The following is a 16503-nucleotide window of genomic DNA, read 5'->3' as shown; positions in this document are numbered from 1 at the left end:
TACATTGTTTCATCCATCAAAAAAACAGGGTCATGGTGGACCCAGTTTCTGATGTCTGTTCCGAGATTGATTTTGGCAACATTTTTAGGAATTATTATTTCTAAACCTTTAGAGCTTAAAATTTTTGAAAAGGAGGTCAACAAGCAACTGAATACGATTATTCAGCGTAACAAAACCGATCTGCAAAAACAAATGAACGGAAGAATCTTACAGCAAAGCGGACCTTTTGAAACTGAAAAAAAACAAATTGCCGAAAAAATTGCTCAGTATCAAAAGTCATATGATTCCGCTTCCGTTGAACTTGAAAAAGAAATTTTGGGAAAGCAATCTAATTTAACCAGCGGAAAAGTAGGTTTTGGCTCTAACGCCAAACGAAAGCAGGAATTAAAAGAGCAACGCAGGCAAGATCTGGAAAATTATCAAAAGCAAGTAGCGCCAAGACTGGAATATCTAGACAAAGAGATCTCTAAAGTTTACACCAATCTGGAAACTGAAAGAAAATCTACCGAAACATTTGAAGATAAATTCAACGGATTTGCGGCAAGATTACAGGCTTTAGACGAATTAGGAAAAAACTCGGCAATTATTGCCACTGCAGCAGCTTTTATCATGGGATTGTTTATCACCCTGGAAATCTCGCCGGTTTTGATTAAATTAATTTCATCAGTTGGTCCTTACGATTATCTTTTAGAAAAAACAGAAAATGATTTCCGTCTTTATTCTAAAGAAAAAATTGAAAAAGGTAATGTATTAACTGATTTTCGGATTGATGATTTTAAAGACCGGTTAAAAAATTAGCAACAAAAAAACATTACTTTTCATAAAACCTAAAAAACCCGCAAACTATTGCGGGTTTTTCAATATAAACAATGATAAAATCAATTATTCATTAAATATTCTACAATGTAGATAAATATCTACAAGCATATTGATGTATATCTAAAGGAATAATTATGATTGAGTTTATTATGTTAATAAATTTACATCATGAAAGTTAAGAGAAAAACAAACTTCTTTTTAAACTGATTTAAAGCAATTAAAAAACACAAATGAGAAAATATTTTTCAACGGAGGTAAAACTCAATGATGAAATGTATTATTCAAAAAGTATTTATTCGATGAGCCACAAAATGGCTCTCGGATAAGTACGAAAAACACAAATGACTTAAAACACAGATGAGAAAATAATTTTTTGAAGGAGGTAAAAACTCAATGATGAAAAAAAATTAGATCATAATTATTCGAAGAAATAAAAAACTTAGGATAATTAAAAACACAAAACACAATGATGGAAATCTAATTTTCGGAGGTGAAAACTCAAATGATGAAAAAATTAGATCGTAATTATTCGAAGGACTAAAAAAACTTAGGATAATTAAAACACAAAACACAAKGATGGAAATCTAATATTCASAGGTRAAAACTCAGTGATGAAGAAAAATTAGATTGTATTTGTTCGGAGAGCCATAAAAAGCTCTCCGGTAAATACCAAAAAACACAAAACACAAGGATTGATGGAAAAAATTAGATCGTAATTATCAGAAGGACTAAAAAACTTAGGATAATTAAAACACAAAAACACAAGGATGAAAATTTAATTTTCGAAGGTGAAAACTCAGTGATGAAAAATTAGAAGTATTTATTTTCAGGGCCTCTAAAAGGCTCTGGAATAAATACAAAAAACAAAAACACAATTGACAGTAAAAACACGAATGATGAATAAATTTGTATTCGGAGAGCAAAAGCTTGATGATGAATACAGAAATTTTCTTTACGCTTTTCATATTTAATTTTTGGTTCAAAAAAATACCTCCGGATTTTCGGAGGTATTTTATTTATGTATTTACTATTTATTATAAAGAATAATTCGGAGCTTCCTGAGTAATAATCACATCATGCGGATGAGATTCTTTCAATCCGCTTCCTGTAATCATCACCATTTTCGTTTCAGTCTGCAAAGCTTCAACATCTTTGGCTCCACAATATCCCATTCCGGCTCTAAGACCACCTGTCAATTGGAAAATCACATCTTCCAATTTGCCTTTACTCGGAACTCTACCTTCGATTCCTTCCGGAACGAATTTTTTAGCTTCACTCTGGAAATATCTTTCTTTTCCGCCTCTCTTCATTGCAGAAAGACTTCCCATTCCCTGATATGTTTTGAATTTTCTGCCCTGGAAAATAATTTCTTCACCCGGAGCTTCATCAGTTCCCGCTAAAAGCGATCCCAACATTACTGCTCCTGCTCCACTTGCAATAGCTTTTACGATATCGCCTGAAAGCTTGATTCCACCATCGGCGATTACCGCAACATTTTTAGTTTTAGCAAATTCGTAAACATTATAAATAGCAGATAACTGAGGAACTCCAACACCTGCAACCACTCTTGTTGTACAGATAGAACCGGGACCAACCCCTACTTTCAGAACATTTGCACCTGCTTTAATTAAATCTTCCGCAGCTTCTGCCGTTACGATGTTTCCACCAACGATATCCAGATCAGGATATTTGCTTCTGATTTCCGAGATTTTATCTAAAACGCCTTTAGAATGACCATGAGCAGAATCGATACCGATAATATCAACCCCGGCTTTTACCAAAGCTTCAATTCTTTCCAAAGTATCTTCTCCAACTCCAACTCCGGCTCCTACGATCAGGCGACCGTTTTCGTCTTTATTGGCATTGGGATATTCCAATTGGTTGTCGATATCTTTAATGGTAATTAAACCAACCAGTTTATTGTTTTCGTCTACGATAGGAAGTTTTTCAACACGGCCTTTAAGCAAAATTTCTTTGGCTTTCTCAAGGTTTGTATTTTTATCGGAAGTGATCAGGTTTTCTTTCGTCATGATCTCTTCAACTTTCATATCAAGGTTTTCCTGATATTTTACGTCTCTGTTGGTGATAATACCAATCAACGTATTTTCGGCATCCACAACCGGAAGACCTGAGATTTTATATTTTGCCATCGTTTCTTTAGCCTGCGCCAAAGTATGATCTTTTGAAAGCGTTACAGGATCAGAGATCATTCCGTTTTCAGAACGCTTTACTCTGTTTACCTGAGCGGCTTGCTCGGCAATTGTCATATTTTTRTGAATGAAACCCAAACCGCCGACTCTTGCCAAAGCAATTGCCAAATCTGCCTCTGTAACAGTATCCATCGCAGCGGAAACAATCGGAACATTAAGCGTAATTTTGTCGGTAAGTCTTGATTTTAATGAAACCTGATTAGGTAAAACTTCAGAATAAGAAGGAACTAGAAGCACGTCATCGAAAGTGATGGCTGTCTCTACAATTTTGTTATGAATAGACATCTTTACTTTCTTGCAAAATTAAGGGATGTTTACATTTTCACCATCATGCTTTATGGTTGCCCAATCTTGGTAATTATTATTTTTAAGATAGGCAGCATAATCTTTCATCATTTTTTCACTTCCGTTGGCTACGGTCATCATTTTTATTTTTGAAATTTTTTTCACCATTGCAATGGCTGCCTCACTTTCACCTTCCTGCCTCAAAGCTCTTTTGATATGAGGTTTTGCTAAAAACAAAGGCACATTGAAGCTGGCAAATTTTGCATCCTGAAAATCATAATCTGATTTCGAAAAAAAATCGATGTTTGGTTTGCTTGAAACAATACAAGACTGCATTAAAAATAGCGTGCAACAAGCGAGAAAAATATTTTTGAAGATTTTCATGGTATTGTTTTTAGTTGATTTGTTTCAAACTTCCTGCTGATGATTTGCTGATATTTGAATCAATTCTTGGATTTCCTTTATATCTTACAGATCCCGCAGAAGAAGCTTTCACAGTTAATTTATCTTTAGCGTTTACAGAAGTACTGCTTCCGGATGTAGATTCTACAACACCAACATTCGCTCTAAGCTGATCGGTCTTGCATGAAGAACCGCTGCTTGCGTCGATTGCTATATATTCAGTATCTCCTTCTAAAGTTATGCTTGAACCGCTTGAACTTTTAACCAAAACTTTATCCGAACTGATTGAAGCTTTCACATTCGAACCGGAGCTTGCCTCAACATTTGATGTTCCTGAAATCTGAAATTTTCCCACAACAGCAGATCCTGAAGATGCATCCAAGGTCATTTCTTTTCCGCTTATTTGATTCACGGTTGTAAAATTAGAACCCGATGAAGCTTTGATTCTTTCCATTTTTGGGGAAGAAACATTAACACTCAAGTTTTTAAATCTCAAATTTCGTGTTCCTTTATTATCAATATAAACCTTCAAAACACCGTTTTCAACTTTTGTAATCACATTTTGAAGCTTATCTGCGTCTGCAAAAACCTTTACACTTGTATTATTTTCCTGTGTAAAAACCACCTTCACTCCTGTACTGACATCAATTCCTGAGAATTGTCCCACATTTCTATTTTCCCCATTAAGATAAGAAGATGTATTATCTGATGTAAAACTGCTGGTTATCGAAGTTCTTGTCGTATTAGTTTTAGTTTCGCCGGCATTGATAATTTTATTCACATCATCCATAGAAATTTTTCCGTCGAGCATCACGAGAATATTTTCTCCGCCTCCGCTGTCAATACTCAAAAGCATATTATCTAACGTTCCATCATTTTTTGCTTCAGATGAAAGGAATTTGATTTTACTTCCCGCATTTTTCACAGACATTATTTCATTGTAGTTTAAATTATTTAAATACGATGAAATTTCTTTGTTCACGTTTGCGAGTTCTCCTCTTGTATTTTCTGTAATAAGAACTTTAAGCCCGTCAATTTTTGAAAGCAAAGGTTTTATCTGATCGAGCTCTGCGTCTGCAATATTTAAATTGCTCAGCATCCCAAACATGGGTTTTGCAATTTTAATAGAGGTCACTCCTTCCACTTCCTGATATTTGTCAAAAAGTTGGTCAAGGTTATTTTTTTGTCCGTACACATTAAAGAAATGAGACAGTACAAGAGTGCATATAATGAATATTTTTTTCATAAGTCAGTTTAAATTAATTGATTATAAGCCTGATCAGTAGCATAATCTGTTGTTAATAATCTACATTATCCATTACCTTTGGAGCCAATGCCTGATTCACATTATTGGCAACAATCTGGAACGAATATTTTGTTACGTTTATAGCTTCTTCCATATTATCAATACGTTTTCCGTTTACGATAACATAAGAAYCTTTATATCTTGTGGAATCTTTCTGGATGAGATTGTTTTTTTGCGGGTTGTACACATATTTCGGTTTAGATTCTTTTTTAATTCTGCTTTTTTTAGAAAGTATATCATCCAAAACATCTTTTTCTGCAATTGAATTTTCTACAAAAATAGAATCTTGTTTCGCCCCCGAAACAGAATCGGTAATATGTACTGCAACCTGAGAATTAGGATTATGATTTTCGTTAATGAAATCATTTTTCTGCTTCTGGATTTCGTTTTCAACCAATTTTGCCTGATCTGTAACTTCTCCGTTTTGATTTTGATTAAATAAAAAGCCGATACTTAAAAGCAATATCACACTTGCAGCCATCCAAAACCATTTCGGAAGCGAAGGCTTTTTACCCTGAATCGGGATAACCGGAGTTTCATTATCTGAAATCTCATCTTCATTTCCTTCTGCTTTTTTCAGGAAATCTTCAAAATCCCAATTCATTTTTTCTTCCTTTAAACTTTGGAAGACTTCGTTATATTTATCTTGAAATTTGTCGTTGCTCATAGCTCATCAGTTGTGAGATTTGTTCTTTTACTTTTTGTCTTGCGCGCATCAGATTTACTCTTACTGCGTTTTCTTCCATTTCCAGCATTTCAGAAATTTCAGACACATCATACTCTTCTACATCCTTCAAATGGATCACCATTTTCTGTTTCTCTGGAAGCTGGTTGATAAATCCAATGATCTGTTCTTTCAGATTATTTACATCCATGCTGTAAAGTTCCGATCGATGAAGCTGCAAATCTGCAAAACCCAATTTTACATCGTGATGCTTCAATCGGTTAAGACATTCGTTTTTTACAGATTTTAAGGCATAAGATTTGAAATTTCCGAACCTTTCCAGCTCATCTTTTTTCTGCCAGAATTTTATCATCAAATCCTGTACTACATCTTCCGCTTCATCGCTGCTCATGACAAACCTTTTCGCAAAACGGAACATCTCATCTCTGAGAACAAATACCGTATTCCTAAAAGTTTCTTGGGTCATAAGTTTCGTTTCTATAAGTAAGACAATCTGAAATTGAAAAATATTACACTAAAAATAAAAAAACTTCAAAAAAGTTTTGAAGTTTCCTTTTTTTCCAGGTCGATTAGACCAATTTAGCAGATTTAATAAATCAGCTTTATCAGCAAAATCTGCGAGAGTAAGAATATTTGTATTTAAATTTTTTACCATTAAGAATTTATTAAGGAGTTTAGATTTATTAAGATGAGCTTCGCTTTAAGCTGTATGCTTAATAAATATCTTTAGATGTTCTTAAAAAAACTTAACAACTTAAGTAAGCTTAATGGTTCAAATAATTTTAAGAAAGTTCTCAATAATTATCAAAAATATGTTTCAAAATACTTTTATCGTTATCTGTTAAAGGCAATTTTCTTCTTGCCATCACTTTTTCGGCAACTTCATAAGCTTTATCTAATTTAAAACGTTCATCATCTTTAAAACCACCCCACGAAAAGTTTTCAATCAAATTCGGAGGGAAACCTTCTTTAAAGATATTGGACGCAACTCCGATCACTGTTCCTGTATTTAATTGCGTATTGATAGCTGTTTTAGAATGATCCCCCATAATCAGCCCTGCAAACTGCAAACCTGTTTCCTGGAAATCTTTTGTCCTGTAGTTCCAAAGCTTCACATTTCCGTAATTGTTTTTCAGATTGGATGAATTGGTATCTGCTCCAAGATTACACCATTCTCCGATCACAGAATTTCCGACAAAACCGTCATGACCTTTATTAGAATAGCCAAAAATAATGATGTTGCTTACTTCACCTCCAACTTTAGAATGCGGACCAATCGTGGTTGCACCATAAATTTTTGCGCCTAAATTAAATTTTGAGCCTTCACAAAGTGCAATCGGACCGCGAAGATTACAACCTTCCATCACTTCGGCATTTTTCCCGATGTAAATTTTTCCGGTTTTTGTATTGATGGTTGAAAATTCAACTTCTGCACCTTCTTCGATGAACAAATCTTCTTTATTTCCTAAAAACCCGTTGGTAGAAGACAATTCCTGTGAAGTTTTTCCTTTCGTTAATAATTCAAAATCAAAATCGATGGCTTCTTTATTATAAGTAAATAAATCAGTAGGCTTTTTAAAGAAAACAAGTTCTTCTTTTATGTCGGTCATCTTTTCAATCTGATTCAGAGAAAAACCTTCCATATTTATTTTTGCAGCAACCAGCTCGTCTTCATAGACCAAAGCTTCGCCTTGTTTTAAATCTTTAATTTGCTGGATAACGGCTTCTGTCGGTAAAAAATTAGGAACCAAAAACAGGCTTTCTTTTTTTTCAGGTTCTCTGAATTTTTGCTGAAGATACATTTCTGTAAACCAGGAAATCTCCGTAGAATCTAAAAGTTTCTGCCACCTTTCTGAGAAAGTGAGAATTCCGCATCGCATTTCTGCGACAGGTCTTGTAAAGGTAAGCGGAAGAAAATCTTCCCAATATTGTGCATCAGAGAAAACGAGTTGCATGTGGGTTTCGGGTTTAAAGTTTTATGTTCAATGTTTCGAGATTCGAGTTTCGAGATTAACAAAAATACGAATCATTGAGAGAAGTTATACTATATGAATTTTAATTCTAATTAAAGTGCACAAAAAAAGTCTCCCGAAAAATCGGAAGACTTTTAAATATTGTAAAATCAAAAAATTACTTAGCGAATTTTTTGTATTTGTTCATAAATTTGTCTACTCTACCTGCAGTATCAACTAATTTAGTTTTTCCTGTGTAGAAAGGGTGAGAAGTAGAAGAGATTTCCATTTTGATCAATGGGTACTCAGTTCCTTCAAACTCGATCGTGTCTTTCGTATCTGCAGTTGATTTGCAAAGAAACATTTCGTCGTTACTCATATCTTTGAAAACAACAAGTCTATAATTTTCTGGGTGAATTCCGTTTTTCATAATACAATTTTTAAAAAATTAAAGTTTTGCTTTCGAAATAGTAATGGTATTTCTTCTGCTAAATTTTAGGTTGCAAAAATACAATAATTTTTATAATATACAAATACCTGATCAACAATTTTTAAAAGATAAGAAAATTAAAGTATTTTCGTTAAATTTGAAACTTATATAAATTTTAATTTAAATGAAATCGCTTAGGCTGCTTTTGATCACAAAATATCAATGAAGATAAGCGATGGCAGATAACTTAAATAAAAACAAAAATTTCTACCTATGAAATTCAAATCATTACTCTTTTTTTCTTTCTGGATGTTGTTTATGGCAATTTCTTGTGATAAAGATGATATTACTTTTGACGCACCGTCTCAGGAGCTGAGCTTTTCAAGAGACACTGTTTTTTGCGATACTGTTTATCATCAGGTACGTTCAGAAACCTATGCGGTAAAGGTATTTAATAATGAAGATAAAGATGTGATGATCCCAAGAATTCACCTTGAAAAAGGTGCTGCATCGTTATATAAAATTAATGTAGACGGAAAAACAGGACACGATTTTCAGAATATTCCGCTCAGAAAAAAAGACAGCCTTTATATTTTCGTAGAAATTGCGCCTCAGGCTACAGGTCCGGAAGCGATTGCCGAAGACAGGGTTTTGTTTACAACCGGAGCTGGACAGCAGCATGTTACTTTATTTTCTGTCGTTCAGGATGCTGAGTTTTTCATTAAAACACCTTCAAACCCGAATGTAATTGCATCTGATGTAAACTGGTCTAATAATAAGGCTAAAATTATTTACGGAGATCTGACCGTAGAACCGGGAGTACACCTGAATATACAAGCGGGAACTAAAGTCTATTTCCATAAAAACAGCGGAATGAAAATTTCGGGCGGAGCAACTTTGAATATTAACGGAACTGCAGATAATCAGGTAATTATTCGTGGTAACAGAAATGATCCTTACTATGATACCATCCCAAGAAACTGGAATTCTATAAAAATGGAAGCTGCTTCTGTTTTGAATATGAATCATACCCGACTTTTCGGAGGAACGAGAGGTTTAGAAATGACAGAAACCAATGCTACAATAAGCAATTCTTTCATTCATACATTTCAGGAATACGGTATTTATTCGGTAAGATCTAATATCAATGCAAAAAATCTGGTAATGAATAACTGCGGCGAATCTTGCGTTGGAATCTTTAAAGGTGGAGTTTATGATTTTGTACATTCTACCATTGCTAATTATTCTGAAACCTTAAATCAGTCAACCCGCAACGGAATTTTTGCGACCAATGAATTCAAAGACGAGAACGGACAAACTTTGCAGGGCTCTTTACATATCAATATCCGAAACAGTATCGTTTATTCTGACCGTGATAATGCCGTAGCTTTTGAACAAACTCCGGGACAGCTCTTCAATTTTGAGATTCAAAACTGTTTACTGAAATACTCAGGAATAAGTGCGGCTGGTTTTGATTTTACCAGTTCCAGTGTCACTCAAAGCATAAAAAATCAGGATCCGAGATTTATGAATTATTTTGCAGCCAAGATGAATTTAAGAGTAAAAGCAGATTCTCCCGCAAAAAATATAGGTGATCTCACGGTTGCCAATTCGGTTCCTACAGATATTGTCAATGTTTCAAGAACGACAAGCCCGACTTTAGGAGCATATCAGTAAAATTGTTAATTGTTAATTGTTAATTGTTAATTGTTAATTGTTAATTGTTAATTGTTAATTGTTAATTGTTAATTGTTAATTGTTAATTGTTAATTGATTTTTTTTAAATGGAAATTACAAATCTGCAGCAGCAAGTTGATGAATGGATAAAAACCATTGGTGTAAGATATTTTAACGAGCTTACCAACATGGCAATGCTTACCGAAGAAGTGGGCGAGGTTGCAAGAATAATTGCTAGAAGATACGGCGAACAAAGCGAAAAAGAAAGTGATAAAACCAAAGATCTTGGTGAAGAATTAGCAGATGTCTTGTTTGTAACTTTATGTTTAGCCAATCAAACCGGAGTTAATTTACAGGAAGCTTTTGATAAAAAAATGAAAATAAAAACTGATCGCGACAAAGATCGTCATCAGAATAATGAGAAATTGAAGTAGATTTCAGATGCTAGACTTCAGATATCAGACAATCGAAAGTCTGAAATCTGACATCTGAAGTCTCAAAATCTTTAAAACAATGAAGTTAGAAAAATCAATATTAAAAGAAAACATAACCATACAAATCAGCGGTTCGAAAAGTATTTCGAATCGTTTGTTGATTTTAGAAAGTTTGTTTGCAAACATAAAAATCGGGAACCTTTCCAATTCTCAGGATACGCAATTGCTGAAAAAAGCACTTTCAGAAACCTCTGAAATTGTAGACATTCATCATGCAGGAACGGCGATGCGTTTTTTAACATCATATTATTCTATTCAGAATGGAAAAACAACCATTCTCACAGGTTCCGGAAGGATGAAAGAAAGACCGATAAAAAATCTGGTTACCGCTTTACAAAATCTCGGTGTTGAAATTGAGTATTTAGAAAACGAAGGTTTTCCGCCTTTGAAAATTACAGGAAGAAAAATTACAGAGACAAAAGTTGATGTTCCTGCAAATATTTCGAGCCAGTTTATCACTTCTCTGCTGCTGATCGCAGGAAAATTAGAAAATGGTTTAGAAATAAACTTGATTGGTGAAGTTACTTCGAGATCATATATCGAAATGACTCTGGATATTTTAACCAGATTCGGAATAAAAAACAGTTTTATTGGCAATACTATTAAAGTAGAATCATTTATCAATAATCATTCATCAATTATCAATTATGAAGTTGAAAGCGACTGGAGTTCTGCATCATATTTTTATTCTTTTGCTGCTTTGGGAAGAAAAACGATTCACTTGAAAAGTTTTTACAAAGAATCAACTCAGGGTGATTCTGCGATTGCCGATATTTATGAAAAGTTTTTCGGAATTAAAACCATTTTCACCGAAGATGAGCATAAACTGACGCTTCAGCCGATTGATAATTTCATATTTCCGGAAAAAATTGTTTTAGACATGAATAATTGTCCGGATATTGCACAAACGCTTTGTGTAACGGCTTCAGCTCTGAAAATTCCTTTTGAAATCTCAGGTTTGGGAACATTGAGGGTAAAAGAAACCGACCGACTTTTAGCTTTATACAATGAACTGAAAAAGCTGGGAACYGAGACTGAAATCACAGATTCTACCATAAAATCAATTAGCTTTAATGAAGCTGAAGAAAATATTTCTGTCAAAACTTATCAGGATCACAGAATGGCAATGAGCTTTGCACCGTTTTGCCTGATTAAAGAATTGAATATTGAAGACGAAAATGTGGTTGAAAAATCGTATCCGATGTTTTGGGAAGATTTGAAAATTTTATTAGAAAATAATTGAACTTTCAAATGAATATTGAATCAACAAAGTTTTTCAAAATCAATAAAATTGTTAAAACATTTATTATTATTGTTTTGGCTTGTTGTATTTTGATTAATATTGTTGATGCGATTCGATTACACTCAGTTATAAATCTAAAATTTACATTTCGGGTAATTATTACTTTATCAATATTTATCATCAGTTTGTATTATGAAAATTATTTTACAACAATTGTACTTTTAGTTTTTAATATACTATTTTGGGAGATAACAATTAACGAAAGGGAAAATCTTTCTTGGTACGATAATGCTTTTAATCATTATGATAATGTATTTCTAGGAAAGAATATCGGTTATCCTTTATTCATAATATTTAAAACTGCAATAGTTTCACCTTTAAGTCTTTTGAGCAATCTTTTGATATGGACAATCATCATTCCTTTCAGAATTAAAAAATTTTATTTAAAAAAAAATTAAATGAAAAAGCTACTCATTATATTGTATGTCTTAATTCCTTTGACATTTTGGGCACAGTATCTTTTACCTAATGAAGAAGTAATTTATTCATTTGAAACCAAAACCCGTAAGAAAATGTTTTTGGTAAAAGATAAAACCAATAAATACATTCAGTATCGCTTTGGAACTAAAAGCAAAGTTGAAATGGAATTTCCTGCTGAAAGAACAAAAGAAAGCTGGAAAAAGTTTCACTACAATTCTTATTGGCGAGGTGGCGGAATACAAAATTCAGGAATGGAAATCGATAATCTTTCATTTAAAAATAATGGCTACGAATATTTATTATTCAGAACCTACCACGCAGAAGGCGAAGTTTACACAGCCGGAATTATTATTAAAGACAGCAAAGGAAAAGAAACCCGCATCAACGGAAATTATAAAACAGTGAAAGGCTGTATCTGTAATCTGGAAGACACAAAAATGATTGAAAAAGAAGATATCGGACTGTCATTTTAAATTAAAACCATAAAAAATTGAATAAAACTATAATCATCACCGGAACTTCTTCAGGAATTGGTTTCGTATTAGCAGAATATTTCGGTAAAAAAGGATATCACGTTTACGGTTTGAGCCGAAAACATACCGAAAGTCAGTATTTTAAATCTATTCCTACTGATGTGACGGATAATGATGCCATACAAAATGCAATCGCTGAAGTTTTAAAAACAGAAACCAGGATTGATGTATTAATCAACAACGCAGGAATGGGAATGGTAGGTTCTGTAGAAGACTCTGCAAAAGAAGATATTTTAAAGCTGTTCAACTTAAATTTAGTTGGAGCCGTACAAATGATGAGCGCCGTAATGCCGAAAATGCGTGAAAACAAATTCGGAAAAATCATCAACGTTTCCAGTATCGGAAGTGAAATGGGATTGCCTTTCCGCGGGTTTTATTCGGCTTCAAAATCTGCTTTAGATAAAGTTACCGAAGCGATGAGATACGAAGTTTATCCTTGGAATATTGATGTTTGTTCGCTACATTTAGGAGATATTAAAACTAATATTGCAGAAAACCGGGTAAAAACAAAAGTTTCCGAGCCTTATAAAAATGTATTCGAAAAAGTGTATGCTTTGATGAATTCCCACGTTGGCGACGGAACAGAACCGTTGGAAGTCGCAGAATACATCGACCAGCTTTTAATTAAAAATAAATGGAAAGCTCATTATTATTTTGGTAAATTCGGGCAAAAAATCGGCGTTCCTTTGAAATGGATTCTTCCGCAGGGAACTTACGAGAATTTAATGAAGAAATATAATAAACTGGCTTAGATTCAGTTATTTTAAAATTAAATATATTTTGAACCATTAAGAAGGAATTAAGAAGTTAAGTTTCATTAAGAAAAATCAATAGATTTTAATTAACGCAATGCTTTGTAGAAGCCTAACTTAATATTCTTAACTGCTTAATAAAAACTTAATGGTTTAAAATTCAAATAAAATTGAAATTATTTTTAAACATATTTTTTATCCTGTTTTGCGTTTTTGTACAAGCGCAGAAGAAGCATTATTTTCTGATCGATACAGAAACAAAAGCCAGGAAAAAAGTAAAAGATTCTCTTTCTGCAGTAAAGTTTCTCGATTCCTTGGCCCAAAACAATTACTTTTTCACCGAACTTAAAGATGTAAAATTAAAAGGCGACAGCACAGAAATTTTCTACGACAAAGGCAAAAACTTCAACGAAACGTATGTTAATTTATCGGATTCTATCGTAAATCGGTTTAAGCTGGAAAAAGAGTTTTTCACTAAAAATTTAGATTCGGTAAAAAAAAATATCAACAAAAAATATATTGACGACGGGTTTGCATTCAGCCGGATCAAGTCTCAGTTTAAAGGTCAGAAAAACGGCTTTCCGGTTGTAGAACTTGATATTAACAAAAATAATAAAAGAACAATTGATGGTTTTGTGGCGAAAGGCTACACAAGAGTTCCGAAGAGATTTATAAAAAACCTCGAAAAAGAATTTAAAGGAAAAACTTATGACGACAAAAACCTGATCGCCATTAATAAAAACTTCCAGAACCACCCTTTCATTACGCTCGAGCGGCAACCGCAAACGCTTTTCACAAAAGATTCTACGCAGATTTATCTGTTTATGGAAAAGAAAAAAACCAATACTTTTGACGGGGTTATCGGTTTTGGAAACGATAAAACAGACAAATTTACGCTAAACGGAACTTTGAATGTGAACTTTAAAAATATGTTTAACGGTTTTGAAGCCATCAATCTTTATTGGCAGAGAAACCCGGATAAAGGTCAGACTTTTGATTTGCAGACCGATATTCCGTATTTATTCAGCTCTAATGTGGGTTTAAATATGAAAGTGAATATCTTCAGGCAAGACTCTACTTTTGCCAACGTAAAAGCTTTGCCTGCGTTTTATTATCATCTCAACAGCCGTCAAAAAATAGGTTTGAGAGGAACTTTTGAGAACTCTACCATTATCGACAGTCTCTATATTCAGGGGAAAGATTACAACAAAAAAGGGATCGGTATTTTCTTCGATATGACCGAGCCTACCGATATTGATCTTTTTCTTTATAAATCTAAATTAAATGTAGGATACGATTTTCTGGCAACCAATTATACCGGAGAAAAAATAAAGGCCAACCAAAACCAATTCTATTTTTTTGGCGAATACAATTATCACATCAACGGAAATCACTTTCTCAACATCAAAGGAGAAGGAGCCATGATGGATTCTAAAATCGACTTTTCTGCCAACGAATTGTACCGCTTCGGAGGATGGAATTCTCTCCGGGGTTTTAACGAAAACTCTCTCGCCGCCGATTTTTATTATTACGCAGGAATGGAATACCGTTATCTCATCGGAAATCAGGCATTTTTTGACGTTTTCGGACAATATGGGCAGCTCAACAATAAATCGCTCAACGTAAAACCCAAATTGTACAGCGTTGGTCTTGGTTTCAATTTCTTTATTCCTATTGGCTTGATGAGCTTCCAGCTTTCTAACGGTAACGAGTTTGGAAACCCTTTTAAGTTTAATGATATAAAAATTCACTGGGGAATTCTGAGTAGATTTTAAAAAAAAATCAATTTATATAAATCTAAAAAAGTAAGATGTAATTTGTGAATTATCTTTAAATTCGACTTTACAATTACATTAATTTTCAGCATATTACATTATAAAAAAAATATTTAATTCTTAATAAAGGATTAAAACATTAATGCTAAAAAAAAACTATATTTGTTTGGTAAAAAAATAGTAAATTCACAACGTTTTATAATAATTTAAGTTTATCTGTCTAAACAATATTATTAAAGCCTAAAATTACTATAAAAACTTTACGCCAATCGCAAAATGCTATTCTGAAATAAATAACTAATGAAAAAAATTCAGGAAGAGCCATGCAAACTAAGAACTCAACATTAGACAATTACAATGTAAATTTCGGAAGAGACGAAATTTCTATGATTAATCTTAAGACAAATACAGTGTCTTTAATAATTTATGACAAAAATAAATTTAATACCAAAGATTACTATTTCAGCTATAAACTTTCTTCTGAGGAACGTATTAATCATCAGATAAATTCTGAAAACTACAGCTACGAGGTAACCGGCCCGAATGGTTTTGTAAGAAAATTTAAAGGCACAAAGTCTCCGAAAATAGAAGTTACTCTATCAAATAAAATTTCAGAAAATGCAGTCGAGATTAAGTTTAATCTTATATCTGAGGAAAAGGTAACCGCTAATTTTGAAAATGTTTATCTGGGTGAAAGTAAAGATATCATTGTAAGCAGCCAAGAAACATTAACTTTCAACCTAGACAGAACCAGAGGTTGGTATGATTTGAAAATAAAAACTGAACATAACAGTTGGCATTTTGCAGGAAGAATAGAACTTGGAAAGCCCTAAATAATTTCGAAAATAAAATCTAATTTTCATACCGTAAATAGCGGTTTTATTCCTATTCATCTTTGTGCAGACTGGCGTATTCGCAGTTTTCTACAAATATTTTGAGCTTCACTGTTGGTAGCAAATTTTTCTAATCATTCAATGGTTTCGCAACCCAGACGATAGGGATTGAAGTTTTACAATTGCAGTTAATGTATAACAACAAGAGTACATTTGGAATTCGTCCTACAGTATCAATTTTTAAAAAGATTATTTTTTCAGGAGCTAATTCCGGCTATCCGCTATTACTCCTCACGCCAAGCTTTTCCATCCTCTATTCCCTTTCCATCTCTTCCACGCAAGTTCCGGGGTAACCGCTTCTATCCGGGCTAAAAGTCTCTCTAATTAAAAAAAAACACCTTCGATTTTCGGCTGATGAGTCCATTATGGTCTATTTTAATTGAAGGAAATTAAAGTTTAAAGTACAGATGAGATAAAGATTAAAACTCTAAAACTTAAAAGCTAAGATTCATTAAAAAGTAAATTATGAGTAAATTAATAAGCAAACTTTAAAATACGATTTTAAGCTATGTTTGCGGATAATCTCAGGTGCAATGAGCAAAAAAAATACTCCGCAGGAGTATAACC

General features: G+C 33.2%; 16 protein-coding genes. 9 read left to right on the top strand and 7 right to left on the bottom strand.

Translation table 11 applies throughout. The features are described from left to right. Nucleotides 1-798 (top strand): DUF4407 domain-containing protein (locus AB4Y90_RS08565; RefSeq protein ID WP_441556987.1); only part of this gene is annotated, 798 nt, incomplete at its 5' end. A gap of 1055 nt (nt 799-1853) precedes the next feature. On the opposite strand, the gene guaB is transcribed toward AB4Y90_RS08565, so the two are convergent. The 7 genes from guaB to AB4Y90_RS08530 all read right to left on the bottom strand — a co-directional run bounded on the left by guaB (nt 1854) and on the right by AB4Y90_RS08530 (nt 8089). After that, on the bottom strand, nt 1854-3314 hold the full coding sequence (gene guaB, locus AB4Y90_RS08560; protein WP_441556986.1) for an IMP dehydrogenase: 1461 nt from the start codon (nt 3312-3314) through the stop codon (nt 1854-1856). 18 nt (nt 3315-3332) lie between these two features. Beyond that, complete coding sequence (locus AB4Y90_RS08555) at nt 3333-3698, bottom strand: DUF4252 domain-containing protein (protein WP_441556985.1); 366 nt, start codon at nt 3696-3698, stop codon at nt 3333-3335. Nucleotides 3699-3708: 10 nt separating this feature from the next. Further along, nucleotides 3709-4962: a DUF4252 domain-containing protein gene (locus tag AB4Y90_RS08550; RefSeq protein ID WP_441556984.1), complete on the bottom strand. Its 1254-nt coding sequence runs from the start codon at nt 4960-4962 to the stop codon at nt 3709-3711. 52 nt (nt 4963-5014) lie between these two features. Further along, complete coding sequence (locus tag AB4Y90_RS08545) at nt 5015-5689, bottom strand: hypothetical protein (protein WP_441556983.1); 675 nt, start codon at nt 5687-5689, stop codon at nt 5015-5017. Continuing rightward, entirely contained in the window at nt 5664-6173 is a 510-nt protein-coding gene (locus AB4Y90_RS08540) for an RNA polymerase sigma factor (RefSeq protein ID WP_441556982.1), read from the bottom strand. The genes AB4Y90_RS08545 and AB4Y90_RS08540 overlap by 26 nt, the downstream gene beginning before the upstream one ends. A gap of 328 nt (nt 6174-6501) precedes the next feature. Further along, entirely contained in the window at nt 6502-7662 is a 1161-nt protein-coding gene (locus tag AB4Y90_RS08535) for a GlmU family protein (RefSeq protein ID WP_441556981.1), read from the bottom strand. A 175-nt stretch (nt 7663-7837) separates the two neighbouring features. After that, nucleotides 7838-8089 (bottom strand): type B 50S ribosomal protein L31, encoded by a 252-nt coding sequence (locus tag AB4Y90_RS08530; protein ID WP_209391185.1) that lies wholly within the window; start codon nt 8087-8089, stop codon nt 7838-7840. 273 nt (nt 8090-8362) lie between these two features. Here AB4Y90_RS08530 and AB4Y90_RS08525 point away from each other — a divergent pair, with 273 nt between their 5' ends. The 8 genes from AB4Y90_RS08525 to AB4Y90_RS08490 all read left to right on the top strand — a co-directional run bounded on the left by AB4Y90_RS08525 (nt 8363) and on the right by AB4Y90_RS08490 (nt 15876). Then, a complete protein-coding gene (locus AB4Y90_RS08525; RefSeq protein WP_441556980.1) occupies nt 8363-9766 on the top strand; it encodes a hypothetical protein in 1404 nt (467 codons plus the stop codon). A 107-nt stretch (nt 9767-9873) separates the two neighbouring features. After that, a complete protein-coding gene (locus AB4Y90_RS08520; protein WP_066682059.1) occupies nt 9874-10200 on the top strand; it encodes a nucleotide pyrophosphohydrolase in 327 nt (108 codons plus the stop codon). 79 nt (nt 10201-10279) lie between these two features. Next, a complete protein-coding gene (locus AB4Y90_RS08515; RefSeq protein ID WP_441556979.1) occupies nt 10280-11503 on the top strand; it encodes a 3-phosphoshikimate 1-carboxyvinyltransferase in 1224 nt (407 codons plus the stop codon). A gap of 8 nt (nt 11504-11511) precedes the next feature. Next, a complete protein-coding gene (locus tag AB4Y90_RS08510) occupies nt 11512-11961 on the top strand; it encodes a hypothetical protein (RefSeq protein WP_441556978.1) in 450 nt (149 codons plus the stop codon). After that, entirely contained in the window at nt 11962-12456 is a 495-nt protein-coding gene (locus tag AB4Y90_RS08505; RefSeq protein ID WP_441556977.1) for a hypothetical protein, read from the top strand. It abuts the gene before it with no gap. 17 nt (nt 12457-12473) lie between these two features. Continuing rightward, nucleotides 12474-13268 (top strand): SDR family oxidoreductase, encoded by a 795-nt coding sequence (locus AB4Y90_RS08500; RefSeq protein WP_441556976.1) that lies wholly within the window; start codon nt 12474-12476, stop codon nt 13266-13268. Between the two features lie 170 nt (nt 13269-13438). Continuing rightward, nucleotides 13439-15043: a hypothetical protein gene (locus AB4Y90_RS08495; protein ID WP_441556975.1), complete on the top strand. Its 1605-nt coding sequence runs from the start codon at nt 13439-13441 to the stop codon at nt 15041-15043. A 323-nt stretch (nt 15044-15366) separates the two neighbouring features. Further along, entirely contained in the window at nt 15367-15876 is a 510-nt protein-coding gene (locus AB4Y90_RS08490; protein ID WP_441556974.1) for a phospholipase domain-containing protein, read from the top strand. Nucleotides 15877-16503 lie beyond the last annotated feature (627 nt).

The organism is Chryseobacterium sp. 2TAF14 (genome assembly GCF_052115105.1).
In the GTDB taxonomy this organism is placed as follows: Bacteria; Bacteroidota; Bacteroidia; order Flavobacteriales; family Weeksellaceae; genus Chryseobacterium.
This window is presented reverse-complemented; position numbering and strand designations above follow the sequence as displayed.

What these genes read in the sequence shown, in the direction of transcription:
- AB4Y90_RS08555 (WP_441556985.1), bottom strand. Translation starts at nt 3,698, where the DNA reads ATGAAAATCTTCAAAAATATTTTTCTCGCTTGTTGCACGCTATTTTTA.
- AB4Y90_RS08550 (WP_441556984.1), bottom strand. Translation starts at nt 4,962, where the DNA reads ATGAAAAAAATATTCATTATATGCACTCTTGTACTGTCTCATTTCTTT.
- AB4Y90_RS08540 (WP_441556982.1), bottom strand. Translation starts at nt 6,173, where the DNA reads ATGACCCAAGAAACTTTTAGGAATACGGTATTTGTTCTCAGAGATGAG.
- AB4Y90_RS08535 (WP_441556981.1), bottom strand. Translation starts at nt 7,662, where the DNA reads ATGCAACTCGTTTTCTCTGATGCACAATATTGGGAAGATTTTCTTCCG.
- AB4Y90_RS08530 (WP_209391185.1), bottom strand. Translation starts at nt 8,089, where the DNA reads ATGAAAAACGGAATTCACCCAGAAAATTATAGACTTGTTGTTTTCAAA.
- AB4Y90_RS08525 (WP_441556980.1), top strand. Translation starts at nt 8,363, where the DNA reads ATGAAATTCAAATCATTACTCTTTTTTTCTTTCTGGATGTTGTTTATG.
- AB4Y90_RS08520 (WP_066682059.1), top strand. Translation starts at nt 9,874, where the DNA reads ATGGAAATTACAAATCTGCAGCAGCAAGTTGATGAATGGATAAAAACC.
- AB4Y90_RS08510 (WP_441556978.1), top strand. Translation starts at nt 11,512, where the DNA reads ATGAATATTGAATCAACAAAGTTTTTCAAAATCAATAAAATTGTTAAA.
- AB4Y90_RS08505 (WP_441556977.1), top strand. Translation starts at nt 11,962, where the DNA reads ATGAAAAAGCTACTCATTATATTGTATGTCTTAATTCCTTTGACATTT.
- AB4Y90_RS08490 (WP_441556974.1), top strand. Translation starts at nt 15,367, where the DNA reads ATGCAAACTAAGAACTCAACATTAGACAATTACAATGTAAATTTCGGA.